Raw genomic sequence first — 1,186 nt, 5'->3', positions numbered from 1 at the left:
TCGGGTGGGGCGGGTCGTTCCCACGGGTGGCGCAGGTCTGCGGCGAGTGGTCGGGCCAGCCGGAGTTGGGTGTGGGCGGCGATGATCAGCCAGGTCCAGCGGTCGGCGGCGTGTGGGTCGCGGAGTTTCGGCACCGTCCAGCCGAGGGTCTGTTTGAGTAGCCGGAAGGTGTGTTCGATGTCGAAACGGCGTAGGAACGCCTGCCACAGCAGATCGATGATGGTCGGGGTGGGGTTGTCGCTGGGTTGGTGGCCGAGGCCGGTGAACCACCACAGCCAGACTGGCTTCGCGGTCGCGCCGGAGGGCAGCCGTTGCACGTCCAGGCGGATGAGAGTGCCTTCCAGGATGGGCAGATCGGGGCAGTCGGCCCAAGCCGCGCGGCGGGTGAGCTTGGGGTGTAGCCGGTGCCAGGCGCGGGCTGTCGCGGTGCCGTAGAGGCGGGTCTCGGTCACGGTGGTCACGTCCGGAGTGCCCCAGCTGGCCGGGTCGCCGAAGATGAACTCGCTGCCATGCCGGGGTGGCCGACCGCACCTGGGGCCCGGTATCCACGGTCCCGGCGGGCGGCGCAGCACCCGGTCGGATCGCATCCGGGCCAGCACGCGTACCGGCAGGTCCCGTAGCAGCCAGGCCAGCCGAGCCGCGTCGTAGCCGGCATCGGTCACCACCCAGACCGCCGGGTCACCGGACTGCCAGTGCCCGGCGGTGATCAGCCGGTCCACCACCGCACGCACCTGCTCGGCGGTGACCGCGGCCAGATCGGCGCCCGGGGCCAGCCGGATCGCGTCCAGCGGCGCGGTCCACGAACTTCGCCCCGACTCCAGGGCCACCACGAACGAGTACGGCCAGCCCGGCACCCCGATGTGCTGGTCTTTACCACGACCGTAGGTGTGACACAGGATCCGCTCCGGCGCGGTGTGCGCTTCCGGCCGCAGCCAACAGGTCACATCCACCGCCAGGACGATCCGCCCGTCAGCGGCCCGTGGAATCGGCATCGACGCCACCACGGTCCGCAACCGCTGCACATCGATCCGACCAGCACCCAACGCGTCGTACAACGCCCCGTGACCACGACGGTGCTCCGCCACCAGCGACAACGCCGGCAACGACCGTACCGGCCCGTCCGCACACAACACCGCATCAGCCAACTCGAACAACGCATCAGCCCTGGCAGTCAGACACCGATGCA

General features: G+C 70.3%; 1 protein-coding gene. It reads right to left on the bottom strand.

All coding sequences use genetic code 11. The annotated features are described in order from the left end of the window. The coding region (locus ACLQ2S_RS27120) for an NF041680 family putative transposase (protein ID WP_425703812.1) at positions 1-1,186 on the bottom strand (1,186 nt) is incomplete at both ends.

Source organism: Micromonospora sp. DT48 (assembly GCF_049844495.1).
GTDB lineage: Bacteria > Actinomycetota > Actinomycetes > Mycobacteriales > Micromonosporaceae > Micromonospora.
This window is presented reverse-complemented; position numbering and strand designations above follow the sequence as displayed.